Here is a 23040-nt window from a genome sequence, read left to right on the forward strand (position 1 = left end):
AACAAAAATATGATAAAACTATAAATACAACTATAAAAAAACGAGAGTAGTTATACTACTCTCGTTCTCACTCTTTATATCCTGATTAGATATTATCCTTTATAGTTAGTCAAGAAGTCAACTAAAGTACGTACTCCACTTCCTGTACCACCATTACCTTTGTAATCTCTTGGTGCATCCATCCATGCTGGACCAGCGATATCGATATGTACATAAGGTGCTTTAGCGAAGTGCTCTAAGAACTTACCTGCTGTGATAGTACCTGCAAAACGCCCTCCGATATTCTTCATATCGGCAATATTAGATTTTAGCAAGTCTTTATAGTCATCCCAGAAAGGTAACTTAGCTAAACGCTCGTGTACGTTGTATCCTGAAGCGATAATAGCATCGATAGTCTGCTCATCATTCCCCATAATACAAGATGCCATATCTCCAGCTACTACTAAAGCTGCACCTGTAAGCGTAGCCGCATCAATAATAACCTCTGGGTCATACTGAGTAGCATAAGCAATAGCATCTGCTAAGATCATACGTCCTTCTGCATCTGTGTTTAGCACCTCGATAGTCGTACCATCATACATAGTGATTACATCACCAGGAGCATAAGCATTTCCTCCAGGACGGTTATCTGTAGCAGGAACTAATCCGATAACGTGAACATTCACTTCATTTAAAGCTGCTGCATAGATAGTACCTGCCATACATGCTGCACCTCCCATATCACTCTTCATAGAGTCCATAGAACCTGCAGTTGGTTTTAAGCTTAAACCTCCTGTATCATACACTACTCCTTTACCTACTAATACGATAGGCTTTTTATTGATTGGATTAGCTGGTTTGTACTCCATTATAGTAAAAGTAGGTTGATCGATAGATCCTTTATTAACAGCTAATAAACCACCCATCTTCAAGTCTTCAATCTCTTTGCGACCTAATACTTTCACTGAGAAGTTAGCCTCTTTACCTAAAGCTTCTATTTCAGTTGCTAGTTGAGTAGCATTTAAGAAGTTTACAGGTTCGTTTACCATTGTACGAGCCCAATACACTGCTTTTACAGTGTTGTTTAAATCACTGATTTGTTTAGCTGTGAAATCTCCTTTTACCTCAACACCTACTAAAGCGTACTTCATTTCTTCTGCTTCTTTGAAGTACTTTAAGAATTGGTAGTTTGACAACATAAATCCTTCTACTAAAGCTAATGTAGAAGCACCATTACCAACGATAGTTAGGTTGTCAGCTTTTTTATCTAATTGTTTGCGAACGCTATTACCTGCCAAACGCATTTTCTCTAAGTTCTCATTCTCTTTTACGAAAAAGAAATACTGACTTCCTACTTTAGCAAAGTCCTCTTCTTTTTTTCCTTCTTCAAATGCTTTTACGAAATCATTTAAGAATGCAGGAACCTCAATAATTCCTTTGTTCTCACTACTTAAAACGAAAACAACGTTCCCGTTTTCTTTCATGTTATTTACTAGTTGTATCATCTTTGTCTTTTTATATTACTGCAAATATAACATTTTTAGACACAACTAAAAAAGAGCTTTTCTTAAAACTCTGCTATAACCTCCAAGTATCCAAAAAAGATATTTTTGACGTTTTGAGACAAGTATTTATCGAATAACAACAAATATTATTTGTTTTATAAAAAATAAAATATACTTTTGAATCACTATTAACCAACTAAATTACTAACGATGATAAAATTACTAATCCATTGGGCTATGCTTTTAGTAGCATTATGTGAACGATTAATAAATGTATTATTCTAAACCTAGATTATGAAACTGAAATTACTTGCAATTATATTTATTGTATTATATATAGCCAATCTTTGTGTACACTTTAGAGATTTTCAACAAGGGTATAATGAAGCTCCAGAGTGTCATGATGATAAAACGTATACTACTTTAGTCGTTAAACAGACTCCTAGTGAAACCTCTGACCTTCATTTATCTCTAACAGATAAAAAAACTACTGATATACAAATACGTGAAATAAAAGAGACTATTGAAGTAGAAGTTCCTAAACAATATTCAAACGGGGTTAGTAATTTCTTCATAGGTTTATTAGGTATACTTAGTATATTCCTGTATCCTGTTATTTTTATTGTATTTATAAAATTCTTTAAAAACTTATATAGTGGTAATATAGTATCTAATAATCAGATAAGACGACTACAACTCCTAGCTTATTTTCACCTGATTCTACCTGTATTAGGGAATATTTATATTTTTTATTCAAACAAAGAACAACAAGAAGTAGCTAATATTTATAATCTAGACTTAGTTAAGTATGACTATGATTTTTCATTATTTATTATTCCTTTAATTCTGTTATTAATTGTTGAAGTATTAAAGCAACATTTAACTTTAAAAGAAAGTGCTGAACTAACCATATAACTTGATTTTATGAAACTAAAATTTCTAACCATATTATTAATCATTGCTTATTTATTTTCCTTTAACAACCATTTTAAGGATATGAAAAGAGGTTTTAATGAAGGATATGACAGCGGGAGCACTACTTTGACAAATCCCTACTATATAACAATAAAAAACAGTACAGAATACAATGCAAAACTAACTACTAATCATAACTCATCTAAAATAATAGTAACTGATTCAACAAGTAGAATTCGTGTAGATGACGTTCCTTTTAGTTATTCATTTCTTAGAACTGTTATGATAATGAGTTCATTTATTTTTGTAGGCTTTATAATCTATGGCTTATACAATAGCTTTATTATTCTAAAGTTTTTGTACAAAGGAGAGACTGCTACTCGTTTTCAAATTAAACGTATAAAAATACTAGCTTCTATACTTTTAGGTCTTGCTATTTATGAGAACCTACTTGAATATCTATCTACCTACGAAGCATCGAGAATAGCCTCTCTATATAACCTAGAAGCTGTAAAAGGTAATTTTAATTTCACAATGTTCTTTATTCCCTTAATTTTGCTGATGATTGTAGAAGTATTGAAACAACATTTGCGTCTAAAAGAAGATGCAGAACTAACCATATAACCCCACGATATGCCAATAATAGTAAACCTTGATGTCATGATGGCTAAGCGAAAGATATCGCTTAATGAGTTGGCTGAGCGTGTAGGTATCACTGTGAGTAATCTATCCATACTCAAGACCAATAAGGCGAAAGCCATACGCTTTAGTACATTGGAGGCAATCTGTAAAGAGTTAGATTGTCAACCAGCTGATATACTAGAATATGTAAATGAAGACTGAGCACTGCTTGGTCTTTTTTATTCTTATAAACTAGCATTTCCCTGAACCACAACAATTAACCACCAAACAATAGGTACACTCTCTACCCAAAATAGCGTAAAGAATTTGGTGCGTTTAGGAGATGCATAATAAATAAAGAACAGCGTAAGAAGAACAATCAATAAGTTATTCCACGCTTGTATAGGCTGATAGCCTACCTTAAAAAATTCGATAACATAAAAAGGAATTAGTAACAATCCCAACAACCACTTGGTATTAGCTATTCCAAGCATTTGAGGTAAGGTCTTTAAATACTTGTCGTCGTATTGTAAATCAACAACTTCGAATATCCCGATTAGAATAAACACTAAAATAAAACGCTGTATAAACTTAACTACAATATCCCAACTGACTGGTATATCCGCATTCATCACCGGTACTATAAGCGTTACAGTAGCCCAACACAGACAGACAATATACACTTTAAGCCCTGCCAGGTTGCGCAGATTACTTCTATTGCTACTAATAGGGATAGCGTATAAAACTGACAACACCAATAAGCTCAAAGTGACCAACTGTGCCTTCCAATTCAACATAAAGAAAGCCATAGTACCTATAAGCAACGCGATAATACTTATCCCTATAATGACCTTTAACCGAAGCGTAAATGGAGTTTTATGTCTATAGACTACCTCTGCATACTTAATGAAATTATAAGAAAAAAGTGTTCCTGTAAAAGCCAAAACAGACACAGCTGCATCAAATGGAAGGTGACAGAAATAAAATGTCATTTGTACCAAAGCAAATACTGCTAAGGAAACGTGAACACTTCCGTTTAAATAAAGAGCAACTATTCTGTTTTTTAACAAATCCATATTAATTATCAATCTAACAAGCGCAATGCGTAATCACTTTTCAAAATTAATCGATATAAAGATACAATTGTCAGATTAATGGTTATTTTTGTGTGATTAAACACAACTTTTATTTATTGTCCAAATGAAAACAAACGCATTTGCATTAAGACACATTGGTCCTCGTCCTGAGGATATGGCAGAGATGCTTAAAACAGTGAAAGCTGATAGCATTGAACAATTAATCAACGAAACTTTTCCAGACGCAATCCGTCTTAAAGAAGACTTAAACCTTGCTCCTGCAATGACTGAGTATGAGTACTTATCTCACATTCAAGCATTAGGAAACAAAAATAAAATATTCCGTTCTTTCATTGGTTTAGGATATAATGAGGCAGTAGTTCCTGCTGCTATTATCCGTAACGTATTTGAAAACCCAGGATGGTATACAGCTTATACTCCTTACCAAGCTGAAGTAGCTCAAGGTCGTTTAGAAGCTTTATTAAACTTCCAAACTACTGTTATCGAGCTTTCTGGTATGGAGATTGCAAATGCTTCTCTATTAGATGAATCAACTGCAGCTGCTGAAGCTATGATCTTATTATTCGACGTAAGAACAAGAGATCAAAAGAAAAATAACGTAGTGAAATTCTTCGTTTCTGAAGAAATCTTACCACAGACTTTATCAGTATTACAGACTCGTGCTACTCCATTTGGTGTAGAGTTAGTAGTAGGTAACCACGAAGATTTTGACTTCTCAGAAGAATTCTTCGGTGCTATCTTACAATACCCTGGTAAACACGGTATCGTAGCTGACTATGCTGACTTTATAAACCAAGCAAAAGCAAAAGACATTAAAGTAGCTGTAGCTGCTGATATCATGTCTTTAGTATTATTAACGCCTCCAGGAGAAATGGGTGCTGACGTAGTAGTAGGTACTACTCAACGTTTTGGTATTCCATTAGGATTCGGAGGTCCTCACGCTGCCTTCTTCGCTACTAAAGAAGAATATAAACGTAGTATGCCAGGTCGTATCATCGGAGTATCTAAAGATGCTGATGGTAACTTCGCTCTGCGTATGGCTCTACAAACTCGTGAGCAACACATCAAACGTGAGAAGGCTACTTCTAATATCTGTACTGCTCAAGTATTATTAGCTGTTATGGCAAGTTTCTACGCTGTTTACCACGGACCTAAAGGATTGACTAACATCGCTTCTTTAATCCATGCAAAAGCAGTAACTGTAGCTACTGAATTAGGTAAATTAGGTATTGAACAACTTAACGCTAACTTCTTTGACACTATCTTAGTGAAAGCTGACGCTGCTAAAGTGAAACCTATCGCTGAAGCAAACTCTATTAACTTCAACTATATCGATGCAAACACTATCTCTATCTCATTAAACGAGACTGTAGAATTAGCTGACATCAATGCTATTGTTAATGTATTCGCTCAAGCTACTGGTAAGACAGCTACAGAAGTAACTGCATTAAGCACTGAAATTAAATACCAAGATAAACTAAAACGTACTTCTAAGTTCTTAGAGCACGCTGCATTTAACAGCTACCACTCTGAGACTGAGTTAATGCGTTATATCAAAAAATTAGAGCGTAAAGACTTAGCTCTTAACCACTCTATGATCTCTTTGGGGTCTTGTACAATGAAATTGAATGCTGCTGCTGAGATGTTACCATTGAGTAATGCACAGTGGAACAACGTTCACCCATTCGTACCTGCTGATCAAGCACAAGGATACTTAGAGATGCTACACGGATTAGAAGAGAAGTTAAATGTGATTACTGGTTTTGCTGGTACTACATTACAACCAAACTCTGGAGCTCAAGGAGAGTACGCTGGTCTTATGGCTATCCGTGCATACCACCACTCTAGAGGTGACTTCCAACGCGATATCGCACTTATTCCTGCTTCTGCACACGGTACTAACCCTGCTTCTGCTGCTATGGCTGGTATGAAAGTAGTCGTAACTAAAACTACTCCTGAAGGGAATATCGACGTGGCTGACTTAAAAGCTAAAGCTGAACAATATAAAGATAACTTATCTTGTCTTATGGTGACTTACCCATCTACACATGGTGTATATGAGTCTGCTATCATGGAGATTACTCAAATCATCCACGATAACGGAGGACAAGTATATATGGATGGTGCTAATATGAATGCACAGGTAGCTATCACTAACCCTGCTAATATCGGGGCTGATGTATGTCACTTAAACTTACACAAGACTTTCGCTATTCCTCACGGAGGTGGTGGGCCTGGTGTAGGACCTATCTGTGTGGCTGAGCACTTAGTACCATTCTTACCTACTAACCCTATCGTTAAGGTAGGTGGAGAGAAAGGAATTACTGCTATCTCTGCTGCTCCTTACGGATCTGCATTAGTGTGTTTAATCTCTTACGGTTACATCGCTATGTTAGGAACTGAGGGTCTTAAGAAAGTAACACAACAAGCGATCTTAAATGCTAACTACATGAAATCTCGTTTAGAGGAGCACTACGCTATCCTTTATACAGGTGAGAAAGGACGTGCTGCACACGAGATGATCGTAGACGTACGTGAGTTTAAAGAAAAAGGTATCGAGGTAACAGATATCGCTAAACGTCTTATCGACTACGGTTTCCACGCTCCTACAGTTTCTTTCCCAGTAGCTGGTACATTAATGATCGAACCAACAGAAAGTGAGAGCAAAGAAGAACTTGACAGATTCTGTGATGCTATGGCTTCTATCCGTCAAGAAATTGAGAATGCAACTATCGAAAACCCTGTGAACGAGCTTAAGAATGCTCCTCACACATTAGCCTTATTAACTGCTGATAACTGGGATCTTCCATACTCAAGACAGAAAGCGGCTTACCCACTTCCTTATGTAGCTGAAAACAAATTATGGCCTACTGTACGTCGTATTGACGATGCTTACGGTGACAGAAACTTAATTTGTTCTTGTGCTCCTATCGAAGTTTATATGGAGAACTTATCTTAACAGATTTATCTATACAGAAAACGCCATCATTACGATGGCGTTTTTTTATGCTCTACTATGTTCTTTTTGACCCAAGTTACTATGTCGTACTTCTATAGTTATCAACAATATTGTTAATAACTATAATTCATCTTATCCACATTATATACAGTCATAACCTCAACTTAAAAAAACAAACAAACCACACTAATACAATAAGTTATAAACCAAATAGCAATTATAAGGAATAATCATCTTCTATAGTTATCAACATTTTCAATAATTAAACAACTCTTATTAACAGGGTTATCAACATAGTTACTAACAATGTTGTTAACTATAAACTATCGTATTCGAAGTAACCGCCTTGTTCTTTAATATGAGTGATCAGCTCTTTATATATACTATTATGACTAAGCACCTCAGCATTGCCTAAAATAATCATTTGCTCTTTTGCACGAGTCAGAGCCACATTTAACTTACGGTCTACTGACTGATCATCATTAAGACTCACTACCCCATCTAACTGAAGTACTTCATTAATCGTAAACGAATAAATAATAATATCTCTCTGCCCTCCCTGAAAACGTTCTACTGTATCTACTACTATATCCTCTGCATTTAGTATATCACTTCCTTCTAGCTTATTTTTAATCAGTGCTATCTGATTCTTAAACGGAGCTATAATTCCCACGCGTTTTGTCAAGTCTGTACTATCACCGTTTAGTAGATTAAGTTGCTCAATCTTCTGTAATAGACAGACAACAAAATCAGCTTCTTTCTCACTCGTTTTCTTCTGTTGTCCTGCATGGTGTTCTTCCACATTGACAAAGATCACTCTCCTCTGTGCCAATATTGCACTTAGTGGATCACTAGCTACAGGCTTTAAGTCTAACGGAGCTACTTGTCTCTCTAGATTACTTTTAGCTACTGTAGTTAAGTTCTCTAACGTATAAGCTTCTTTTAATTTGCCTTCATAGAACGCTACATTAGGAAACGCAGCGATGTCTCTATGCATACGCCCTTGATAAGTAAGAGTGTCATGTGCATAATCTAATTTATTCAGCTCACAGAAGTTATATAATCGTTCGAATAATGAATTGCGCCTATCTGCTAACCCGATCTGTTCTAGCAGAGGATTATTAGTCTTAGACAATGTATCACTCTGTACCACTATCGCCGGAAGCTGTTTGTGATCACCGATCATAATAAACCTTTTACACTTAGGCAATAACCCTATAATCTGAGGTTCTAATATCTGAGAAGCCTCATCTATGATAACTGTATCGAATTTCTTTAACTTGAACACATCATTCTTACTAGACATAGTAGCTACTGTAGATAGAAACACTCTATTATTACGTATAATATTAGACAAAACATTTCTAGTGAATCGCCTACCCGATTTCTCTAACGCCTCGCTCTCTCGCTTAATAATCGTGCTGACTAGATGATCAGCATATTTCTGACTACTAGATAACGGGCTAGCTATACGCACAAACTTATCTATGGTAGATACATGCTCCAGCGCATCTGTCACCGCACCACATAGCTCATCCACAGCCTTATTAGTATAGGCTAGAAGTAGTATATTTTGATTGGTATTGGTATATAATTCTTCTACGAGCTCCTTAATAATGTGAGAAGTCTTACCGGTACCAGGAGGTCCATTTAGTACAAAGTAATCTTCTGCTGACAACGCATTGTTTAATATCCTATTCTGTTCTACAGAAAGAGTAGGCTTATAGTATCCGTAATTTATCCCTTGTCTAGGAGGTAGCACATTGAGGATTACTTCTCTCTTATTCTTAGGTGCGTTCATAAACGCAAATAGACTCTTATACATACTTGTAAAAGAAGAATCCATAGAGTCGCGTTCTAGCGCCCATAAGCGATATTGACTAAAATAGTTAATCCCTCTCTGCTTATGTCGAAACACTACTGTCACCGCTTCTTTGGTAATGCTCTGTATCGTACATTTAAATATCTGATGCTTCACAGCTGTATCAGTATCATGATCTCGAGGATATAACACACAGACATCTCCCTTTCTAAAGTTGACAAAGTCATCTACTAATGTACGCCTAAAGGTAATCTGCTTCTCTTCTTCGAAGATTTTATTCTCTATAATCTCTAGATCATATAAGATACTATACTTATCTTTTTTGACCTCAGCACTGTCTATCCATAAGCTTGCCAACCCATGACTCCCTTCATAGTCACTGGCTCCTAACTTACTAATGTATTGTTCTCTTGCGATAAAGCTGACAAAAGAATAGAAATAAGTACGCTCTAACTCTGAACACTTCTCTAGCACAGACGTAAACACATCTATCTGCTTATGGAGCATGTCCTTAAACTTGGTATTCAGATTAGGGTTACGCACTATATTCTCCCCTTTTACATAGTGGAGTAAGAGCGCCACTTTATCTAAATCATCTAACTTTAAGATATGTTCATTCAGTACTATTCTATTTCTCAATTCACATATCGCCTGCACTCGACGAAGGTTGATCTGATCTTTACGAAGATTATTAGTTCTTGGTTTGCTATAAAAAATAAAGCCACTCAGATACTTCTCGTTTCCTATCTCTCGATAGGGTATATCATATACCACAGATAGCATGAGGTGATATAAATATAGCTGTACAGTGTGATTAGGTTTCACCCCTACCCCATCATCAGGATAGACCGTCCCACCAGACTTCAGCTCTACGATAGTTGTCTTTAGATTATCTTTCTTTATACTGTGAAGAAGGTCTAAACGCCCTTGTACACCATAAATATTACATAGAAAACTTGGCTCTAAATTAATGTCTCCCTCATTCGTAATACCATAGTGTACGAACTCTTCTAGATATACTCTCTTGATCGTATTAAAATGAGTTTCACAGTCATATCGATATTGCTTAAACTGTTCTATATCTAAGATATCTGAACAAGCCGTATGCTCAAAAGGATAATTCTCAAAGTGATGAACAAAGACTGTATCAAAGTCTACTGTGTGTGCATCCTCTGCTCCTACTAATTCATCCATGACAGCATTAGCAAAGTTACCGATGAGTAGATACTTATTATTAGGTATCTCATCGAACTTCGATTTTATAAAGCTCAATGAAGAAGTCCCATAGTCTTGAAAACACTCTGCTATAGCAGACACATCTATTAGATAATCTGGCTCTAGAATAAATATCTTCGGATGATATATCTGCTGATCATCTACCCCTACATTAATCAAATGTAGAGTAGCTCCCTTCCATATTTTCTCTATTGAGCTAAACGTAGCATTCACTCCTTCTTCATTAATCTGTACTCGTATAGGCAGTCCATCTTCAGCACTCTCTACATCACATAAGAGTAAATTATCCTTTATACTCAAGACATTAACCCTCAACTTATCAATGATCTGCTCAAACTCATTATGCTTCAAGGCTAATCTCTGAATAGGAAATGGGTAGTATGACCTGTTCACATCAGGTACAGGCACCTGAAATACATAGGAGATAAAATCATTTACATCCATCCAGTATGTCGCTAGATATAGCTCTAACTCTGCCGAATCATACTTAGTCAAGTCATTACTAATCATCCTAAAACTGTGAATGACACGGCTCGCATTATACTTATTACATATAAAGGATAAACGAGAGAATAGATTAGATAGACTGATCACCTCATCCTTCACTACATTCTTACATATTTTCTCCAGTAGATTTCTAAGCAAGCGATACTTAGCACGAGTAGTCAAGTCAGTATTATTGATAATATCTACTAATGAGGTAAAGTATAAGGAAGTATATTTATTATCAAGCATGTGCAGTATCTATTTTAGATCTCAAAGATAATCTAGATTTTACAGTTAGTAAAATATCCCACCTCTACATAAAAAAAGAATTGTCCTATTAACTAAGACAATTCTTCTTTAAAAACTTTAAATAACTTGTGAACTATAATTGTAACCTCTCAAGCAAATTTAAATTACAATATCCAATAAAACCATTCACTATTCAAAGCAAAAACAACTAATACATCAATAAATCAAATATTTAGCTGCATCACCTCTTATTACAACATAAGATACTGTATCTTTATCCTATAAATAGATTTCTTTACTGAAATCCTTTATTACTAAGTAAAACATCTGTCTATATAGTCAAAAAGTACAATCTTCTGTACCCCTCTATTTTCTACTAAGTCCACTTCAGTATCCTATCACATTTCATTCAGTCTTCCTTGATCTGAGTCCGTAGTGAGTCCGTTATGAGTCTGTAGTGAATCCGTTATTTAAAACAAAACAACGGACTGAAGATGGAAATATCTCTCTTCTTATATAGAATCAATAGCAACATAACTGCTATAAGACTAAAAGCTATCTGGATGCACAGAGGAATCTCTGCCTCCTCATACACTTTAGCTAAGAATAACACATCTCATCTATAAACAATCTCCTTACCTAGGCTACTCCCTAATAATCACTGTGTGTATGAAGTAAAAGTAAACTTCTCTACAATAATATAGTTTTTAGACAAACTGATAACTATCATATAATATCCATTTAGATATAAGTACTTTTACCAATGCCAATAATTCGTATAAAGTTTTTATACAGCTGTTTTTTAGACGAAAAGAGAAGTATATGGGATATACTTCTCTTTTTATTATTTCGCGATAGGAACCTTGTTAGACTCTAGTGGAGCCTTATAAATTTTATATCCTAATTTCTTCACCTCTTCTAGTAGCTTAGGGCTTAGTACTTGTTCCATTGCCTTAGTATTATATACATAAGATACATAATACTTATATCCGCCATCACTTACATTATCCTTACATGCATACCATGTCGGAGCTACAGTCAGTTCTGACTTAAAAGGCAACCTTAGCTGTACGAAGCTTTTCGGCTTTATGATCACATAGTCTGTTACCTTCTTATTTTTCAGCTTTTCTTGCCACTTGGCTAATAGACTATCCGAATCATAATCCCCACTCATCAGCATAGGCTCATCGATATGACTTGCCTTATTATACACTCTTTGTTTTAATACATATACTTGATTCTCGTATGTACTACCTACACTAGCTCCATAAGCTAACTCTGAAGTATCCCAAGGGAACCAATACGTATCATTAGAGTTATTCATTACTACAATAGTAGCTAGGCTATTATCCTTCACAGTGGAGTCTAATACCTTTACCTCTATTGGTTTTTTTGCGCTTTGGCCAAAAGCGCAAAATGCACTAATAAGTGCAACAAAAACAATAATTAATCTATTCATTTTCAACCGTCTCTTTAATCCACACAAGATAATAACTACAGATTATTTGTTCTCTAAAAGGAATTATAATTTCACAAATTAGAACAATTATAAATAAGAACTTATATTTGTATCCAAACACAAAACAATCATTACTCATATCATGAAGAAATTATTCTACACATTATTACTATCTCTATCACTATTATTTACGCATACCATCACTGCTCAAGAAGCGATAGAAATAGGAAAAACATATACAATCCAATCTAAAGTGCTTAACGAAGATAGAAAGATACAGGTCTACCTTCCTCCTGCTTATAACGATACACAATATCCCGATCAGAAGTATCCTGTCATATACTTACTAGATGGTGAAAGCAACTTTAATTATCTAACAGCCTATCTAGATAAGCTAAGTAGATATCCATACCCTTCTATCCCAGAGATGATCATAGTAGGAGTGGTCAATACCAATAGAACAAGAGACCTGACTCCTACTAAAGTAACTAGTGAGAGCATGTCTACTGAACAATCTAAAAAAATAAAAGGAGAAAACGGGGGCAACGATACCTTCTTCCGTTTCTTAAAAGAAGAAGTATTTAGTTATATAGACACGAACTATAGAACCCTTGATTATAAAATACTAATCGGTCACTCGTTTGGAGGGATTACAGCTTTAAATAATCTACTAAACTATACTGATATGTTTAACGCTTATATCGTACACGATCCTAGTATATGGTGGGACAATAAGGTTATACTAAGAGAATATACTGATGGGATAAACCAAGACTTTAAACACAGACGACTATTCTTAACGCAAGTAGGTGAAAGCGAAAACAAAGGGCATCTAACTGATCACTATAGCGCAATTAAAGAATTTGATACATTATTAAGTAAAAACACTCCTGCTACACTGAGCTATAAATATGTAGCCTATGAAGGAGAAGACCACGGTAGTATACCACTAAAAGGAAACCTAGATGGTCTGAGATACATATTTAACGGATATCGAATCAACTTTAAAGAACTAAAAAACAACCCTACTCTACTACAGGAAACTTTCAAAGCTCTGAATAAGCAGATGCATTATGATTTTAAACCGACTGAGAAATTCTTAGACACAGTCATTAAATACTTCTCCTCTACTGATGATACTAAAACAGTAGATCAGCTCACTAAGTACAAGAATACACTTTATAAAAAATAATACGGTAAGATCACATACCGCTTCTCTTAATGCCAATATGTAATATCACACAATAAATATTACATATTGGCATTATTATTATATACCTACTCAAGAAATAATACGAAATCAAAATACTACATTAGAATACTTCAAAAAAATCAAGAAAAACTTATCATTAATAAATATAAAGTTCTAAGTTTACCTTACAATTAACCCAAAAACGATATGATGAATATTAAAATAATAAGTTCAGGATGCTACATCCCTACTAAAGTAATAGATAATACCACCTTTGATCAATTTGACTTCAGAGACGAACACGGTCAACCATTAAAGGATACTAACCAACGTACAGCTTATAAACTACAACAGATAACAGGTATCGAAGAAAGGAGATATGTAGAAAATCGATTAACTACTAGTGACATCGGTACTATCGCTTCTGAGCATGCTATCAAAAATGCAGGTATAGATCCTGAGACATTAGACTACATTATTTTTGCGCATAACTTCGGAGATGTAAAACACGGTACTTTACAGTCTGATATTGTACCTAGCTTAGCCTCAAGAGTAAAACACAATCTGAAAATCGCTAATCCATCATGTGTAGCATTTGATGTTCTTTTTGGGTGTCCAGGTTGGTTACAAGGCGTGATACAAGCTTATGCATTTATGAAAGTAGGTATGGCTAAGAGATGTCTAGTCATCGGAGCAGAGACACTATCACGTGTAATAGACTTACACGATAGAGACTCTATGATCTATGCTGATGGTGCAGGAGCTACTATATTAGAACTAACTAATGAAGAAGGAGGAATACTATCTGTAGAGTCTGCTAGTTATACACTAGACGAGGCTTTCTTCATTCACTATGGCAAATCATACAATCCTGACTTAGATGAGAACACTAAATACATCAAGATGTTTGGGCGAAAGATTTATGAATTTGCACTAACTAATGTCCCATTAGCAATGAAGAGCTGTGTAGATAAAAGTGGAATAGATATCAGCAAAATCAAAAAGGTGATGATACATCAGGCCAATGAAAAAATGGATGAAGCCATCGTAAAACGTTTCTTCGAATTATACGAGATGGAAATGCCAGAGCATATCATGCCTATGAATATCCAAAAACTAGGGAATAGTAGCGTAGCGACATTACCAACCTTATATGATATGATTATCAACAAACAACTAGATCCACACCAGTTAGAAAAAGGAGATATAATCCTCTTTGCTTCCGTAGGGGCTGGTATGAACATAAATGCCTTTACTTATCAAGTATAAGACATGAAATATAAAGAGAGCACTAAGCTCTCTTTTTTTATAAAAAGGCTATAGTGATATCTCTATTATTTATTCTCTTTCTTCTCTTTTTCACAAGTCTTACTTATGTAAATGAGAATAGCAGTACACACACCTAATGCACTGTAACATAGATAACTGACTACATTATTACTAAAAAAATCAAACAAATCAACAATTAATAACAAAGTAGCTACTGCTATTATAAACTTTAAAATCCGGTCTAAACTATTCACGTGACTATACTTTCTATTATATAACTTCCTCTATTGTGTCTAGCTATATCCCTAAAACACACTAAAAATTCTATAAAATAATTATCAATAGTAATGCCAATTTCTCAAAAATTATTGGTCATAAACACAACTTCACATATAGTCATTTTAATTAAATAGACCTTTTACTAAAAATATTTAAACTAAAATCAATAATAAAAGAGGCTAACTTCTATTTTTATTCATTCTTCTTATACTTTATTAGAATAAAAATAATTCTTATTTTCTTATAACAATACTCTAACTCAACCAATACCTCTTAAAACAAAAGAGAATTACACAGTCATTTTTATCCTCTTATAAACAATTAAACAGCCAAGCTATATTTATTTGATTTTAGTAACTTTGACTTAATTTTCTTATTCTCTTAATACTATGAGTCAAAATCTAGAAACAATCAGTGATCACTATAGAGAGAACACCATTAGCCATTATGCCTTCGATGCATCTGACTACCAATGTGGTAAATCACATTTCAATATTAATATTCGTAAATACTGTAATTTCAATACGCCATATAACAGACGAGATTATTACAAAGTATGCTTAATTATAGGAGAAGGTGTATTTAAATATGGTGAGCATACATTGATAATAGACAGACCAGCTTTATTTCTTCCATGCCCTACGATACCATATGAATGGGAATGTCTAAGCAATCAACAAGAAGGGTATTTCTGCCTTTTCAACCAAGAGTTTTTAGTAGAACATAGTACAATAGAGTTCTTTAAAAAGACTTCTCTTTTTAAGGAATGGAGTAAGCCCTTTATATTTTTAGATGAAGATCAATTAGAGCTGGCTTCTACCTACTTTAAACAGATGTATGCCATGGCTCAGAGTGATTACCCTTTAAAGTTTGAGATTATCCGTAACTTACTTGCTTTATTACTACATCAAGCGTTACAGTTAAAAGTAGAAGACCTAAAGCTAGAAGAAACACCTAGTAGCACTAGATTATACAGACTATTTGATGAACTGCTAAACAAACAGTTCCCACTAGACTCGCCTGCTTACCCTCTAAACCTAAAGACAGCATCTGACTACGCTACTGCCCTAAACGTACATGTCAACCATCTAAATGCTTCTATTAAGTCTGCAACGAATAAGACAACCACTCAGTTGATAAAAGAAAGGTTATTCGAGGAGGCTAAAAACCTATTGAAGAATACGAGTTGGGATATAGCAGAAGTTGGATATACACTAGGCTTCGATCAACCATCTCATTTTAATAATTTCTTTAAAAAGAATGCTGGAGTAACACCATTAAAATATAAAAAACCTATATAATCAATCTTTGATTTTTGCAATTATACCTTTGAGATATTTAATTCAAGATAATGATTGGCTACTTAATTTTGCTTCTCAAACAACAATTATAATCTATGCTAAGAGAAGCAAGTGAACAAAGAAAAAGACTAGCTACAATACTAGCCTTTTGTTCTATACCCCTTTCTGGTTTTGTGACCGATATATATTTACCGTCATTCCCTTCTATGGCTAAAGGATTAGCTGTATCAGAACAAGACATACAGCTTACCCTTACCTGCTATCTGTTAAGCTATGGTATATCACAAATATTCGTAGGTAGCCTTTTAGATAATATAGGAAGGTACAAACCGCGCTTAGTCGCTTTACTGATATTAATTATTACCAATCTCAGTATCACACAGATGGATAGTGTCTTCTACATCTGCATTATGAGAATTATACAAGGAATGGCTATCTCTACGTTAGTAGTTGCTACACGTGCTATCTTCATAGACATTTATGATGAGACGAAAAGACAGTATTACTTAAGCTACTTTACGATCGTATGGTCATGTGGTCCAATATTAGCACCATTCTTAGGAGGATATTTAGAAAAGCTATTTAACTGGCATGCTAACTTCTATTTCTTAGCTATCTATGCAGGAGTATTGTTAATCTTAGACCTGTGTATCAGTGGAGAGAGTATACCTGAGAAGAAGAGGTTTAACTTATCAGATACATTAAGTTTATATAAAATGATGCTTAGTGAAAAAAGATTTATGATCGGTACTCTAATATTAGGGCTTAGCTACTCTATCGTAATGATCTTTAATATAGCAGGACCTTTTCTAATCGAAAACACATTTGGCTATGGGTCTGTAGTTATTGGTTACTGTACATTAGTACTTGGATTCTCATGGATGCTCGGTGGTATAATAGGCAAGAAGAGAATGCACTTAGACTTAAAACCTAAAGCTCTTAAACCTTCATTAGTTCAACTATCGCTAATAGCAGTTCTATTAATTACTACAATATGGATAGAGAGTCTACCATTATTAATAGGTTTTCTATTTCTTATACATATCTGTTCTGGAACGCTATTTAATAATTTCTTTACCACAACCATGTTACAGTTCCCTAATAATGCAGGTACAGCAGGCGGTCTAATGGGCGGATTGGTGTATGTACTTACCTCTTTTGTCACGTTAATAATCTCGTCTACAGGAGCTATTACCACTCCCACTGCATTAGGAGTAAGATACCTCATTACAGCTGTAGCATTATTACTAGCTATACTTTATATAATCAAGCTATACAATAGAGAAAAACAATAAACTAGAAGAAAAATAACTAACCTATACATATTTCTATATAATACACGATAGAACAGAACATCGCTGTAATTATAAAACTAAAAATAACTTATCAAATATGCATTATTTAATGATTAATACTTATTAAACTTCTCTTAAAGCTAGCTATTTTATACAGAGTAAACAATTCGTATACTGTAGTAATTTTTACTATTTTACAGTCATATTTATCAGTAATTTTGCGTTAGTCTTTAGGTAAAAAGATTCCTTTTTATCACACTATATTCAACTAATAATGTACTTAGATGTACGTTTTTAAAAATGCAATTAAACAATAAGTTTTTAGGCTTTACATCCGCAATCTTTGCAGCGATGTTATGGGGAGTATCTGGAGCTTTTGCTCAGTTCCTTTTTAGAGAAAAAGAATTTAACGCTGAATGGTTAGTTACCGTTCGTCTTCTTATCTCAGGAGTATTAATGTTATTATTTGGTATTGTCAGAAAGAATCCTGATGTCGTAAATATCTGGAAGGACAAGAAGGATGCAGTCCAATTGATTCTTTTCAGTATACTTGGAATGCTGACAGTACAGTACACTTACTTTGTGACTATACTGCACTCTAATGCGGCAACAGCAACAGTAATACAGTACACCGGCCCTGTGTTCATCGCTATCTATCTAGCATTAAGACTACGCAAATGGCCTAAGCCTATTGAGTTCTTAGCTATAGGAATGGCGATGTTAGGTACATTCTTATTGGTAACACATGGAGATATTAACACACTGAATATCACCCCTACAGCATTAGTATGGGGTATAGCGTCAGCTATAGCATTAGCCGTATATACACTGATGCCTGTGCATTTATTGAATAGATATAGTCCTATCGCTATTATAGGTTGGAGCATGCTTATCGCAGGTATAGCGATGAGTATTATACATCCTCCACATAAGCTAGAAGGCATATGGGATACAGATACCTATTTGGCAGTATTATTCATTATCTTCTTAGGTACATTGATACCGTTCTATATCTTCTTAATGGCGATAAAGAATATTGGACCACAAAGAGCTAGTTTATTAGCTTGTGCAGAACCTCTGTCTGCTACTTTAATAGCTGTGGTATATTTTGGGGTAAACTTTGAATTGATGGATTATATAGGAAGTCTTTGTATTATAACAACTATATTCCTATTGACTAAAATCAAGAAGAAAGTTATTCCTGAAAATTAAACAACGAGAATATCCATTTTTTTATAAGCAACGCGGTATATCCCTGTAAGGTATATCGCGTTGTTGTTTTTATAAGGTTATAAACCTAGTTTGCGAAATAGCTTATCTAACATTGACTTTACTCCTATAACCCAATTCGTCTTTAATAGAACAATGAAGTTTAAGATAATCACTAATCCTACTTTTAAAACTAAGACTAATAGAGGATGAGAGTTATTAGGGATGAGAAATATTATAACAACAAAAGCTAGCATAAATAACATTAGCTTAAAGAAGTTTATATCAAATGGCCATAACTTCATCTTTTGATAAATATAGTAGGTCTTAACTATATTAAACAATGTTAGAGATAATAGTGATGCTAGCCCCACACCGAATATTCCTAAGTCTGTATAGGCTAATAATACATAGTTCAAAACAACATTAAGAACCATCAAACTTAAGATAGAAACTAGATTAAAACGGTAATACTTAGAATAAGAAATAATCTCTGTATTAAATCCTGTAGACATATTAATCACTACATTAATACCTAGTAAATAGATAATAGGTAATGAAGGAGCTAACTTGTCATAAGTAGGTAACAATTGAAATAGAGGTTCTATACCAACTACAACACAGCTAAAAAGAAGCATACCAATAAAGAAAAGATTACGTGCTACTTCTTTATATTTCATATTCAATGTACGGAGTTCTGCTCTCTTGATTAGATCTGATATAATAGGCGCATATAGTGCAAAAACTCCCGTAGCAGGTATGGCAAGTGTAGAGGCTAATGTCACCCCTATATTATATGTACCATTCGCTTCATAAGAAATAAAATAAGGAATCATCAGAGAGTCTACTCTAAACGCAAAGAAAGAACCAAAACTTCCTGCAAAGGCGAATAAACTATATGCGTAATACTCTTTCTTTCCTACATGAGTAAATAAGTCGTCGTATTTCCAATGCCAATTAAACTTAAAATGTCTATATATATAAGTACCTATTACTATGGCAATAACGTAATAAGACACTATATAATACCACACTGCGTTATCTATTGAAAAGCTGCCATACACTACTATTAAGAACACTGTTGGCAAAGCTATTTTAGGGATTATCTTTTCAAAAAAGGTAGGAAAAGAAAGGCGTTGTAGATTAGTTGCTTGTCGCCTAAATAGCTCTATATAAGCCATCGAAATAGCTAGTACAAACCCCATAACCACATATCTCATCTCTGCTCCATCATAGACATAGGATCCTAGTAACAATACTATTCCTACTCCTATAGTGAGTTTAATCATAGAGAGCATACTATAACTAAAGAGTTTACCTTGCAAACGTTCACTTAGTTTGGGGTAAAAGTTAATCAATGCATGTGTACTTCCTAAAACAATAATCGGAAATATAATCTGTGCACAGGCATCTACAAAACGAATAATACCTAACAGTTCTTTATCTTGAGGATAGATTAACACAGTAGACACTACTCCTATCAATACACCTATATAATTGATAAGAGTAAAAAGAAATGCCTGTTTCGTAGATATTTTATCTTGCATGAGGATACCTAAATCTGTTAATCACTTACAAATATACTTGCTAATAAGTCCTTAACTACTATTTTTTTTAAATTTGTAATTCTTATGTGAATAAACCAACTTATAAAAGAAAGCTTATTTGCACAAATACTATTACATGAAATACCTTGTTATCATGCCTGCTTATAATGAGTCGGCTTTTATCGGTCATACTCTAGACAGTATAATTTCTCAAACGTTGTTACCAACTGATGTAATAGTTGTAAACGATAATTCCACAGATGACACAGCTGATATCATTATGAACAACTATGCTCATCTTCCTTATATCACACTAATTAACAAAGCATCTGAAGCTATACATCTACCTGGTAGTAAAGTTGTAAAAGCTTTTAATTATGGTTTAGAACAAGTAGATAATCTAGATCAATACGATTTTATCGTTAAGCTAGATGCAGATCTTATTCTACCTAATAATTACTTCGCTACTATCGCAAGTACTTTTGCACAAGACCAAGCTATAGGTATGGTAGGAGGCTTTGCCTATATAGAGAAAAACAAGGAATGGGTAATCGAAAGCCTAACAGACAAAGATCATATTAGAGGGGCATTTAAAGCTTATAAACTAGACTGTTTTAAACAGATTGGAGGCCTTAAGCCTTCGATGGGATGGGACACAGTAGATGAACTCTTATGTAAGTTCTACAATTGGAAGATCGTTACGATAGATACTCTAAAAGTGAAGCATCTCAAGCCTACTGGTGCAATGTATAATAAAGCGGCTAGGTATAAACAAGGAGAAGCCTTCTATAGACTTCACTACGGAATAATAATTACATCTATCGCTTCTTTAAAACTAGCATTGAAAAAGAAAAAACCTTTCTTATTCATAGATTACATCAGTGGCTATTATAAAGCAAAAAGGGAAAAACAACCGTATCTAGTCACTGAAGAGCAAGGTTTTTTTATACGTAAGTACCGTTGGAGTAAGATAAAATCAAAATTACTCTAATCACTTTTTTGCTTTAATAAACTTAAAACTCATTTGTAATTGGTAATTTAGCCGATATTTTAATTTTTATGATAAAATCTGGATTAACACATATAGGACAGTACTTTATAATGCTAAAAGAAATGTTTAGCAAAATGACTAAATGGAAAGTGATGAAGGTACTAATATTCAAAGAAATAGATGATCTAATCATTGGTTCTTTAGGTATTGTAAGTTTCCTATCTTTCTTCGTTGGAGGAGTAGTTGCTATCCAAACTGCCTTAAACTTAACAAACCCACTTATACCTAAATACCTTATTGGATTTGCTACTAGACAATCTGTAATACTAGAGTTTGCACCAACATTTATCTCTATCATTATGGCTGGAAAAATGGGTTCTTTTATTACATCTAGTATCGGTACAATGCGTGTTACAGAACAAATTGACGCTTTAGAGGTTATGGGGGTTAGTTCATTAAACTACCTTGTTTTCCCTAAGCTAATTGCCGTATTATTATATCCATTTGTCATAGGTATTAGTATGTTCTTAGGAATTGTCGGAGGATGGTTTGGAGGTGTTATGGGGAACTTTGTTTCATCAGAACAATTCATAATTGGATTACAAGATTCGTTTACTCCATTCCATGTTACTTATGCGTTTATTAAAACTTTCCTCTTTGGATTCTTACTAGCTACTATACCTTCTTACTTTGGTTATTATATGAAAGGTGGAGCCCTAGAAGTAGGTAAGGCTAGTACTACTTCATTCGTATGGACAAGTGTAGCCATTATCTTGACAAATTATATATTAACCTCTCTACTTTTAAGCAACTAAGAAATGATCGAAGTAAAAAATATACAAAAATCGTTCAATGGTACTCAAGTACTGAAAGGAATTACTACTACTTTCGAAACAGGTAAAACTAATCTTATTATTGGACAAAGTGGATCTGGTAAGACAGTAATGCTTAAAACTCTTCTAGGTATTCACACTCCAGATGAAGGAACTATTAGTTTTGATGGTAGAATATACACAGACCTTACAAATACTGAAAAAAGAGAGCTAAGAACAGAAATAGGAATGGTATTCCAAGGAAGTGCCTTATTTGACTCTATGACTGTAGAGGAAAACATTGCTTTCCCGCTTCGAATGTTTACTAATAAATCTGATGCAGAAATAGCACATCGTGTGAATGAAGTTATAGATCGTGTAAATCTAATCAATGCTAACACAAAAAAGCCTTCTGAGATATCAGGAGGTATGCAAAAGAGGGTAGCTATTGCCAGAGCAATAGTTAATAACCCAAAATACTTATTCTGTGATGAGCCTAACTCAGGGCTTGATCCTAAGACAGCTATAGTTATTGATAATCTTATCCAAGAGATTACACATGAGTACGGTATCACTACAGTAATCAATACACACGATATGAACTCTGTATTAGAAATAGGTGAGCACATCGTATTCTTAAAGAATGGGGTACTAGCTTGGTCTGGTAATCATAAAGAGATCATTCAGACAGACAATGAAGATGTAGTTGACTTTGTGTACTCATCAGAATTATTCAGAATGGTACGTCAGGCTATGAGACAAATAGGAAATGAAAAGAAATAATATAAAAAAGGAGTAATGCTGATAACATTACTCC

17 protein-coding genes are annotated in these 23040 nt (G+C 34.3%); 12 read left to right on the forward strand and 5 right to left on the reverse strand.

What is annotated here, in order from left to right:
* Positions 1–92: 92 nt before the first annotated feature.
* Positions 93–1484 carry a leucyl aminopeptidase family protein gene (locus tag E0Z07_RS02730; RefSeq protein WP_131540205.1) on the reverse strand — a complete coding sequence of 464 codons (1392 nt, stop codon included), beginning with the start codon at positions 1482–1484 and terminating at the stop codon, positions 93–95.
* A gap of 294 nt (positions 1485–1778) precedes the next feature.
* On the opposite strand from E0Z07_RS02730, the gene E0Z07_RS02735 reads away from it, so the two are divergent.
* From E0Z07_RS02735 to E0Z07_RS02745, 3 genes are read left to right on the forward strand one after another with little or no spacing between them, the layout of a single operon-like run.
* A complete protein-coding gene (locus tag E0Z07_RS02735; protein WP_131540206.1) occupies positions 1779–2399 on the forward strand; it encodes a DUF2975 domain-containing protein in 621 nt (206 codons plus the stop codon).
* A 9-nt stretch (positions 2400–2408) separates the two neighbouring features.
* Entirely contained in the window at positions 2409–3023 is a 615-nt protein-coding gene (locus tag E0Z07_RS02740; protein WP_131540207.1) for a DUF2975 domain-containing protein, read from the forward strand.
* Between the two features lie 9 nt (positions 3024–3032).
* Positions 3033–3242, forward strand: coding sequence for a helix-turn-helix domain-containing protein (locus E0Z07_RS02745; protein ID WP_006259555.1), 210 nt, complete (start codon positions 3033–3035; stop codon positions 3240–3242).
* A gap of 23 nt (positions 3243–3265) precedes the next feature.
* On the opposite strand, the gene E0Z07_RS02750 is transcribed toward E0Z07_RS02745, so the two are convergent.
* A complete protein-coding gene (locus tag E0Z07_RS02750; protein WP_131540208.1) occupies positions 3266–4096 on the reverse strand; it encodes a UbiA prenyltransferase family protein in 831 nt (276 codons plus the stop codon).
* A gap of 124 nt (positions 4097–4220) precedes the next feature.
* On the opposite strand from E0Z07_RS02750, the gene gcvP reads away from it, so the two are divergent.
* On the forward strand, positions 4221–7076 hold the full coding sequence (gene gcvP / locus E0Z07_RS02755; protein ID WP_131540209.1) for an aminomethyl-transferring glycine dehydrogenase: 2856 nt from the start codon (positions 4221–4223) through the stop codon (positions 7074–7076).
* A gap of 316 nt (positions 7077–7392) precedes the next feature.
* Here the strand turns inward: gcvP and E0Z07_RS02760 are convergent, their stop codons facing one another.
* Both E0Z07_RS02760 and E0Z07_RS02765 read right to left on the reverse strand, forming a co-directional pair.
* Complete coding sequence (locus E0Z07_RS02760) at positions 7393–10869, reverse strand: AAA domain-containing protein (RefSeq protein ID WP_131540210.1); 3477 nt, start codon at positions 10867–10869, stop codon at positions 7393–7395.
* Between the two features lie 844 nt (positions 10870–11713).
* On the reverse strand, positions 11714–12328 hold the full coding sequence (locus E0Z07_RS02765) for a hypothetical protein (RefSeq protein ID WP_131540211.1): 615 nt from the start codon (positions 12326–12328) through the stop codon (positions 11714–11716).
* A gap of 142 nt (positions 12329–12470) precedes the next feature.
* Between E0Z07_RS02765 and E0Z07_RS02770 the strand changes: the two genes are divergently transcribed.
* The 5 genes from E0Z07_RS02770 (at position 12471) to E0Z07_RS02790 (ending at position 18876) form a co-directional block, all read left to right on the forward strand.
* Positions 12471–13520, forward strand: a complete 1050-nt coding sequence (locus E0Z07_RS02770) for an alpha/beta hydrolase (protein WP_131540212.1) — start codon at positions 12471–12473, stop codon at positions 13518–13520.
* A gap of 210 nt (positions 13521–13730) precedes the next feature.
* Complete coding sequence (locus E0Z07_RS02775; protein ID WP_131541071.1) at positions 13731–14789, forward strand: 3-oxoacyl-ACP synthase III family protein; 1059 nt, start codon at positions 13731–13733, stop codon at positions 14787–14789.
* Between the two features lie 668 nt (positions 14790–15457).
* Positions 15458–16369, forward strand: coding sequence for a helix-turn-helix domain-containing protein (locus E0Z07_RS02780; RefSeq protein ID WP_131540213.1), 912 nt, complete (start codon positions 15458–15460; stop codon positions 16367–16369).
* 95 nt (positions 16370–16464) lie between these two features.
* Positions 16465–17664: an MFS transporter gene (locus tag E0Z07_RS02785; protein ID WP_131540214.1), complete on the forward strand. Its 1200-nt coding sequence runs from the start codon at positions 16465–16467 to the stop codon at positions 17662–17664.
* A 300-nt stretch (positions 17665–17964) separates the two neighbouring features.
* Entirely contained in the window at positions 17965–18876 is a 912-nt protein-coding gene (locus E0Z07_RS02790) for a DMT family transporter (protein ID WP_131540215.1), read from the forward strand.
* Between the two features lie 77 nt (positions 18877–18953).
* Here E0Z07_RS02790 and E0Z07_RS02795 read toward each other — a convergent pair whose 3' ends face one another.
* Positions 18954–20420, reverse strand: coding sequence for a lipopolysaccharide biosynthesis protein (locus E0Z07_RS02795; RefSeq protein WP_131540216.1), 1467 nt, complete (start codon positions 20418–20420; stop codon positions 18954–18956).
* Positions 20421–20556: 136 nt separating this feature from the next.
* Between E0Z07_RS02795 and E0Z07_RS02800 the strand changes: the two genes are divergently transcribed.
* The 3 genes from E0Z07_RS02800 (at position 20557) to E0Z07_RS02810 (ending at position 23006) form a co-directional block, all read left to right on the forward strand.
* Complete coding sequence (locus tag E0Z07_RS02800; RefSeq protein ID WP_165868439.1) at positions 20557–21411, forward strand: glycosyltransferase family 2 protein; 855 nt, start codon at positions 20557–20559, stop codon at positions 21409–21411.
* Between the two features lie 68 nt (positions 21412–21479).
* Positions 21480–22226: an MlaE family ABC transporter permease gene (locus E0Z07_RS02805; RefSeq protein WP_006264692.1), complete on the forward strand. Its 747-nt coding sequence runs from the start codon at positions 21480–21482 to the stop codon at positions 22224–22226.
* 3 nt (positions 22227–22229) lie between these two features.
* Positions 22230–23006: an ABC transporter ATP-binding protein gene (locus E0Z07_RS02810; protein WP_006259574.1), complete on the forward strand. Its 777-nt coding sequence runs from the start codon at positions 22230–22232 to the stop codon at positions 23004–23006.
* The last annotated feature ends 34 nt before the right edge of the window (positions 23007–23040 follow it).

Origin of the sequence: Myroides odoratimimus, from assembly GCF_004337635.1 — a bacterium.
Classification (GTDB): Bacteria; Bacteroidota; Bacteroidia; order Flavobacteriales; family Flavobacteriaceae; genus Flavobacterium; species Flavobacterium odoratimimum.

Coding starts and splice junctions, on each gene's coding strand:
- E0Z07_RS02745 (WP_006259555.1), top strand. CDS start 3,033: ATGCCAATAATAGTAAACCTTGATGTCATGATGGCTAAGCGAAAGATA.
- E0Z07_RS02760 (WP_131540210.1), bottom strand. CDS start 10,869: ATGCTTGATAATAAATATACTTCCTTATACTTTACCTCATTAGTAGAT.
- E0Z07_RS02750 (WP_131540208.1), bottom strand. CDS start 4,096: ATGGATTTGTTAAAAAACAGAATAGTTGCTCTTTATTTAAACGGAAGT.
- E0Z07_RS02800 (WP_165868439.1), top strand. CDS start 20,557: ATGAAATACCTTGTTATCATGCCTGCTTATAATGAGTCGGCTTTTATC.
- E0Z07_RS02770 (WP_131540212.1), top strand. CDS start 12,471: ATGAAGAAATTATTCTACACATTATTACTATCTCTATCACTATTATTT.
- E0Z07_RS02735 (WP_131540206.1), top strand. CDS start 1,779: ATGAAACTGAAATTACTTGCAATTATATTTATTGTATTATATATAGCC.
- E0Z07_RS02790 (WP_131540215.1), top strand. CDS start 17,965: ATGCAATTAAACAATAAGTTTTTAGGCTTTACATCCGCAATCTTTGCA.
- E0Z07_RS02785 (WP_131540214.1), top strand. CDS start 16,465: ATGCTAAGAGAAGCAAGTGAACAAAGAAAAAGACTAGCTACAATACTA.
- E0Z07_RS02805 (WP_006264692.1), top strand. CDS start 21,480: ATGATAAAATCTGGATTAACACATATAGGACAGTACTTTATAATGCTA.
- E0Z07_RS02775 (WP_131541071.1), top strand. CDS start 13,731: ATGAATATTAAAATAATAAGTTCAGGATGCTACATCCCTACTAAAGTA.
- E0Z07_RS02740 (WP_131540207.1), top strand. CDS start 2,409: ATGAAACTAAAATTTCTAACCATATTATTAATCATTGCTTATTTATTT.
- E0Z07_RS02795 (WP_131540216.1), bottom strand. CDS start 20,420: ATGCAAGATAAAATATCTACGAAACAGGCATTTCTTTTTACTCTTATC.
- E0Z07_RS02810 (WP_006259574.1), top strand. CDS start 22,230: ATGATCGAAGTAAAAAATATACAAAAATCGTTCAATGGTACTCAAGTA.
- E0Z07_RS02730 (WP_131540205.1), bottom strand. CDS start 1,484: ATGATACAACTAGTAAATAACATGAAAGAAAACGGGAACGTTGTTTTC.
- E0Z07_RS02780 (WP_131540213.1), top strand. CDS start 15,458: ATGAGTCAAAATCTAGAAACAATCAGTGATCACTATAGAGAGAACACC.
- E0Z07_RS02765 (WP_131540211.1), bottom strand. CDS start 12,328: ATGAATAGATTAATTATTGTTTTTGTTGCACTTATTAGTGCATTTTGC.
- gcvP (WP_131540209.1), top strand. CDS start 4,221: ATGAAAACAAACGCATTTGCATTAAGACACATTGGTCCTCGTCCTGAG.